The sequence below is a fragment of the Rhodopseudomonas sp. BR0C11 genome (genome assembly GCF_010820945.1).
Taxonomy (GTDB): Bacteria; Pseudomonadota; Alphaproteobacteria; order Rhizobiales; family Xanthobacteraceae; genus Rhodopseudomonas; species Rhodopseudomonas palustris_H.
The window spans coordinates 1-6014 of the sequence record NZ_QTKI01000306.1 but is presented as its reverse complement, the minus strand read 5'-3'; the positions used below and the strand labels follow the sequence as shown (position 1 = coordinate 6014).

General features: G+C 66.5%; 6 protein-coding genes and 1 pseudogene. 6 read left to right on the top strand and 1 reads right to left on the bottom strand.

The annotated features are described in order from the left end of the window. The 6 genes and pseudogenes from DYI24_RS19505 to leuC form a co-directional block, all read left to right on the top strand. Nucleotides 1-1259 (top strand): signal recognition particle protein (locus DYI24_RS19505; RefSeq protein WP_164573477.1); only part of this gene is annotated, 1259 nt, incomplete at its 5' end. A 175-nt stretch (nucleotides 1260-1434) separates the two neighbouring features. Beyond that, the gene (gene rpsP, locus DYI24_RS19500; protein WP_011155812.1) at nucleotides 1435-1755 is read left to right on the top strand and encodes a 30S ribosomal protein S16; all 321 of its coding nucleotides are present in this window, start codon (nucleotides 1435-1437) and stop codon (nucleotides 1753-1755) included. Between the two features lie 12 nt (nucleotides 1756-1767). After that, nucleotides 1768-2273: pseudogene (gene rimM / locus DYI24_RS19495) on the top strand (ribosome maturation factor RimM). 142 nt (nucleotides 2274-2415) lie between these two features. Further along, nucleotides 2416-3162 carry a tRNA (guanosine(37)-N1)-methyltransferase TrmD gene (trmD, locus tag DYI24_RS19490; RefSeq protein ID WP_107353841.1) on the top strand — a complete coding sequence of 249 codons (747 nt, stop codon included), beginning with the start codon at nucleotides 2416-2418 and terminating at the stop codon, nucleotides 3160-3162. Between the two features lie 113 nt (nucleotides 3163-3275). Next, nucleotides 3276-3665 carry a 50S ribosomal protein L19 gene (gene rplS / locus DYI24_RS19485; protein ID WP_011155809.1) on the top strand — a complete coding sequence of 130 codons (390 nt, stop codon included), beginning with the start codon at nucleotides 3276-3278 and terminating at the stop codon, nucleotides 3663-3665. A 309-nt stretch (nucleotides 3666-3974) separates the two neighbouring features. After that, complete coding sequence (gene leuC, locus DYI24_RS19480; protein ID WP_164573476.1) at nucleotides 3975-5384, top strand: 3-isopropylmalate dehydratase large subunit; 1410 nt, start codon at nucleotides 3975-3977, stop codon at nucleotides 5382-5384. 64 nt (nucleotides 5385-5448) lie between these two features. Here the strand turns inward: leuC and DYI24_RS19475 are convergent. After that, the coding region (locus tag DYI24_RS19475; protein ID WP_164573475.1) for a hypothetical protein at nucleotides 5449-6014 on the bottom strand (566 nt) is incomplete at its 5' end.

Below are 6014 nucleotides of genomic sequence, written 5' to 3'. Positions count from 1 at the left end.
ACGCCGTGCCGCCGGTGCCGATCATGATGGTCGGTCTGCAGGGCTCCGGTAAGACCACCACCACCGCCAAGCTGGCGCGCCGCATGACCGAGCGCGACAAGCGCAAGGTGCTGATGGCCTCGCTCGACGTCTATCGTCCGGCCGCCATGGAGCAGCTCGCGGTGCTCGGCCGCGATCTTTCGATCGACACGCTGCCGATCGTCGCCGGTCAGCAGCCGCCGGATATCGCCCGGCGCGCGATGGAAGCCGGCAAGCTCGGCGGCTACGACGTCGTGCTGCTCGACACCGCCGGCCGCACCACGCTCGACGAAGAGATGATGACCGAGGCGGCCGAGATCAAAGCCGCCGCCAATCCGCACGAAGTGCTGCTGGTCGCTGATAGCTTGACCGGTCAGGACGCCGTCAATCTCGCGCGCGCGTTCGATCAGCGCGTGGGCCTCACCGGCATCGTGCTGACCCGTATCGACGGCGACGGCCGCGGCGGTGCCGCGCTGTCGATGCGCGCCGTCACCGGCAAGCCGATCAAGCTGATGGGCACGGGCGAAAAGACCGATGCGCTGGAAGACTTCCACCCGAGCCGGATCGCCAGCCGCATCCTCGGCATGGGCGACATCGTCTCGCTGGTCGAAAAGGCCGCTGCGACGCTGGACGCCGAAAAGGCCGCCGCCGTCGCCGAGAAGATGCGCAAGGGCAAGTTCGACCTGACGGACTTGCGCGATCAGCTGCTGCAGATGACCAAGATGGGCGGCATCGGCGGCCTTATGGGCCTGATGCCCGGCATCTCCAAGATGAAGAACCAGATCGCGGCTGCCGGGATCGACGACAAGGTGCTCAAGCGCCAGGTTGCGATCATCGATTCGATGACCCGCGAGGAGCGCAAGAACCCCGACATCCTCAAGGCCAGCCGCAAGAAGCGCATCGCCGCCGGCGCCGGCATCAAGGTCGAGGACGTCAACAAGCTGCTGAAGATGCATCGCAACATGGCCGACATGATGAAGGCCGTGGGTCGCGGCAAGGGCGGCCCGATGGCCGGCTTCGCCAAGGCGATGGGCTTCGGCGGCGGCCTGCCCTCGCCCGACGAGATCAAGGCGATGCAGGAAAAAATGAAGAGCGGCGACATGCCCGAAGGGCTGCCGGAGCTTCCGAAGGATCTGCCGGCGTCGCTGCGCGGCGGTATGCCCAATCTGCCCGGCCTCACCGGCCTGTCCGGCAAGCCGACTCTGCCGGGCCTCGGCGGCTTCCTCGGGAAGAAGAAATGAGCCCGAGCACTCCCTCGCTTTTGTCATTCCGGGGCGCCGCGCAGCGGCGAACCCGGAATCTCTCTCTCCCAGAACAGCTCGGGATTCCGGGTTCGCGCTTCGCGCGCCCCGGAATGACGAACTAATCATTTAGTCACAAACACACACACACGAACCCCCACCTAGGAGATCCGCAATGTCCGTCGTCATCCGCCTCGCGCGCGCTGGTACCAAGAAGCGCCCGTTCTATCACGTCGTCGTCGCCGACTCGCGCTTCCCGCGCGATGGCCGCTTCATCGAGCGTCTCGGCTACTTCAATCCGCTGATGGCGAAGGACAACGAAGCCCGTCTGAAGCTCGACCTCGACAAGGTCAAGGATTGGCTCGCCAAGGGTGCGCAGCCGTCGGACCGCGTGGCCCGCTTCCTCGACACCGCCGGTGTCCGCAAGCGTGAAGCCCGCAACAACCCCGAGAAGGCGGTGCCGCGCAAGGAGCGCAAGGCCGCCGACGGCAAGTAAGCGGGGCGGTTGATGCCGTCCGGGCTCATCTGCGTCGCCCGGATCGGCGCGCCGCATGGCGTGCGCGGTGCGGTGCGGCTGTGGAGCTTCACCGCCGATCCGTTCGCCGTGAGCGACTACGGTCCGCTCGTGACCAAGGACGGCGCGCGCCAGTTCGAGATCGCGAGCGCGCGCGAGGCCAAGAGCCATCTGGTGGTGACGCTGAAAGGCGTCACCACGCGTGATGAGGCTGAACGGCTCAACGGCGTCGAGCTCTATGTGGCGCGCGACAAGCTGCCGCCGACCGAGGCCGATGAGTACTACCACGCCGACCTGATCGGGCTCGCCGCGGTCACCACGACGGGCGATCCGCTCGGCAAGGTGGTGGCGAGCCATAATTTCGGCGCCGGCGACATCATCGAAATCGCGCCGCCGTCAGGTCCGACGCTGCCGCGACCGTCGCCCTCGCCGCCGGCCAGGTGGTGATCGAGCCGCCGAACGAGATCGAAGGCGACACGCCGAACCATCCGGAGGCGTGAAGGCGCGTCGATCGGTCCGGCCGAGCGCTGCTACATTCTCTGTGGTCATCGCCGGGCTTGACCCGGCGATCCATCGTCTCGCGAAGATGATGGATGCGCGGGTCAAGCCCGCGCATGACGCCTCACCTGTTGCAGGCCCTGCATGACCTGGCGCGCCACTGTCCTCACCCTGTTTCCGGAGATGTTTCCCGGCCCGCTCGGCGTCAGCCTGGCGGGGCGGGCGCTGGCGTCCGGGCTGTGGGGCCTGGAGGCGCGCGATATCCGGGACTCGGCCACTGACCGACACCGCAGCGTCGACGACACCCCGGCGGGCGGCGGCCCCGGCATGGTGCTGCGGGCGGACGTGCTGGCGGCCGCAATCGACGCCGTGGACGCATCCGCGGACCGTCCGCGTTTGGTGATGAGCCCGCGCGGTCGGCCATTGACCCAGGCGCGCGTTGCCGAGCTGGCGGCCGGCCCCGGGCCGCTGATCGTCTGCGGCCGGTTCGAAGGCATCGACCAGCGGGTGATCGACGCGCGCGGGCTCGAGGAGGTCTCGATCGGCGATTACGTGCTGTCAGGCGGTGAGATCGCCGCGATGGCGCTGATCGACGCCTGCGTCCGGCTGCTGCCGGGCGTGATGGGCAAGCTGGAATCCTCGACCGACGAGAGCTTTTCGGCCGGTCTGTTGGAATATCCGCAATACACCCGGCCGCAGACGTTCGAGGGCCGGCCGATCCCCGAGGTGCTGCTGTCGGGCGATCACGGCAAGGTCGCGGCGTGGCGACTGGGCGAAGCGGAGGCCCTGACCAAGGCCCGGCGACCGGATTTGTGGGCTGCTAGGCCGGCGCAAACCATTCGGGCAAAGGGCGAATCGCAAAAAACGCCAAAAAACAAGACGGACGGGTGACAAACCCCCAAGATTGCCGTATAGCACCGCCAAATCCGTGCAATGGCAGGACAATGGATCTTTGCGCAGCCCGCGCCGGGATGGTCGGGCGCGCCGCCGATGGAGAATTATCGATGAACCTGATTCAGACGCTCGAAAAAGAGCAGTTCGACAAGCTGTCGGCCGGCAAGACGATTCCGGAGTTCGGTCCCGGTGATACCGTGATCGTCAACGTGAAGGTCGTCGAAGGCGAGCGTTCGCGCGTGCAGGCCTACGAAGGCGTCTGCATCGGCCGCTCGGGCGGCGGCATCAACGAGAGCTTCACGGTGCGCAAGATCTCGTACGGCGAGGGCGTGGAGCGCGTGTTCCCGCTGCTGTCGCCGATGATCGACTCGATCAAGGTTGTGCGCCGCGGCAAGGTGCGTCGGGCCAAGCTGTATTACCTGCGCAACCTGCGCGGCAAGTCGGCCCGCATCGTCGAGAAGAAGCAGGACCGCACCGCTGCGGTTGCTGCGGCCGAGTAATCGGCGCTTCGACATTTCGGATTTAGAAAGCGCGGCCTTCGGGTCGCGCTTTTTTGTTGCGCCTGCGCTGTGCGCCTGTCTGCTCGGCGAAGCGTTGTGGCCCTGCCGCGACGTGCTATATGGATGGAATGTTTCCAAACCGCCGCCGCGCCTCGAAGATTGTGCTCGATGACCGCAGCCGCCTGCCGTGGCGGTTCTTCGGCCGGCTGACCACGGCCGCGCTGATTAGCTGATCAGCCGACGGCGCATTGGCGCCGCGCGATCCTGCTCAATTCGACAAATCAAAGATCCTTCCGAAGGACCGACACCATGTCCGCTAAGCCCACCACGCTGTACGACAAGATCTGGAACGACCATCTGGTCCACGAGGCCGAAGACGGCACCTGCCTGCTGTATATCGACCGCCATCTGGTGCACGAAGTCACTTCGCCGCAGGCGTTCGAAGGTCTGCGCACCGCCGGCCGAAAGGTGCACGCGCCGGAGAAGACGCTGGCGGTGGTCGATCACAACGTGCCGACCACGGATCGTTCCAAGCCCAATCCGGATCCGGAAAGCGCCGAGCAGATCGCCGCGCTGGCCGAGAACGCCCGCGACTTCGGCATCACCTACTACAACGAGTTCGACAAGCGTCAGGGCGTGGTCCACGTCATCGGCCCGGAGCAGGGCTTCACGCTGCCCGGCACCACCATCGTCTGCGGTGACAGCCACACCTCGACCCACGGCGCGTTCGGCGCGCTGGCGCACGGCATCGGCACCTCCGAGGTCGAGCATGTGCTGGCGACCCAGACGCTGATCCAGAAGAAGGCCAAGAACATGCGCGTGACCGTCGACGGCAAGCTGCCGGACGGCGTCACCGCCAAGGACGTGATCCTGGCGATCATCGGCGAGATCGGCACCGCGGGCGGCACCGGCTACGTGCTGGAATACGCCGGCGACGCGATCCGGTCGCTGTCGATGGAAGGCCGCATGACGGTCTGCAACATGTCGATCGAAGGCGGCGCCCGCGCCGGCCTGATCGCGCCGGACGAGCGTGCCTACGAATTCCTGAAGGGTCGTCCGCTGGCGCCGAAGGGCGCCGCCTGGGACGCCGCGCTGCGCTATTGGGAGACGCTGCGCTCCGACGACGGCGCGCATTTCGATCACGAGCTGAAGCTCGACGCCGCCGCATTGCCGCCGATCGTCACCTGGGGCACCAGCCCCGAGGATGTGATCTCGGTCACCGGCCGCGTGCCGAACCCGGCTGACATCGCTGATGAAGCCAAGCGGCTCTCCAAGGAGCGCGCGCTGGCCTATATGGGCCTGACCCCCGGCACCAAAATCACCGACATCAAGATCGACCGGATGTTCATCGGCTCCTGCACCAACGGCCGCATCGAAGACCTGCGCGCCGCCGCCAAGGTCGCCGAGGGCAAGACCGTCAATGCTAACGTCAACGCCATCATCGTGCCGGGCTCCGGACTGGTGAAGGAGCAGGCCGAGGCCGAGGGGCTGGACAAGATCTTCATCAAGGCCGGCTTCGAATGGCGCGAGCCGGGCTGCTCGATGTGCCTCGCGATGAACCCCGACAAGCTGGCGCCGGAAGAGCGCTGCGCCTCGACCTCGAACCGCAACTTCGAGGGCCGTCAGGGCTTCAAGGGCCGCACCCATCTGGTGTCGCCCGCGATGGCCGCTGCCGCCGCGATCGCCGGCCACTTCGTCGACATCCGCGACTGGCACTAAGCACCAGTCGAACTAACAACCAAACAGGCGCCCCCCGGGGCGCCTGTTTTGCTTTTGAGATCGGTCAGTAAACGCGCCAGTGGCGATGGTGATGATGGTGGCGGTGATGATGTCGCCAGTGCCGGTGCCAGTGGTGACGCCAATGTCGGACATGGCAGATGCGGCGCGGGCCATAATACGTCCACACCACGCGGCAGACCCGCGGCCGGTAGTAGCCGTAATAGGATGGGTAGTAGTAGGCGGAGCCGTAATAGGCCGGCCCGTAATAGCCGTAGACGCGCGGCCGGTAGTAACGACGGTGGAAGCCGTAGTGACGAGCGCCGAAGTAACGCGGCCGTCCGTAGAAGCGCGGTGCGCCATAGACCCGCGGGCCGCCGTAGACATGTCGTCCGCCGCCGTAGAACCGTGGTCCAACCGCCGGCCCGCCGCGGAAGCCGCCATGGAATGCAGGTCCTCCCCGGAAACCACCGCCGCGGAATCCGCCGCCATGGAATCCACCGACGCGGGGACCGCCGCCGCCATGGCCGAAATGATGCTGCACTTGGATCGGCTGCGTAGCTGCGGCAGAGCTGATGGATTTGGTCGCGGGAGTAGCCGGAGACAGTGCCAGCGCCGGACGCGGTGTGATCG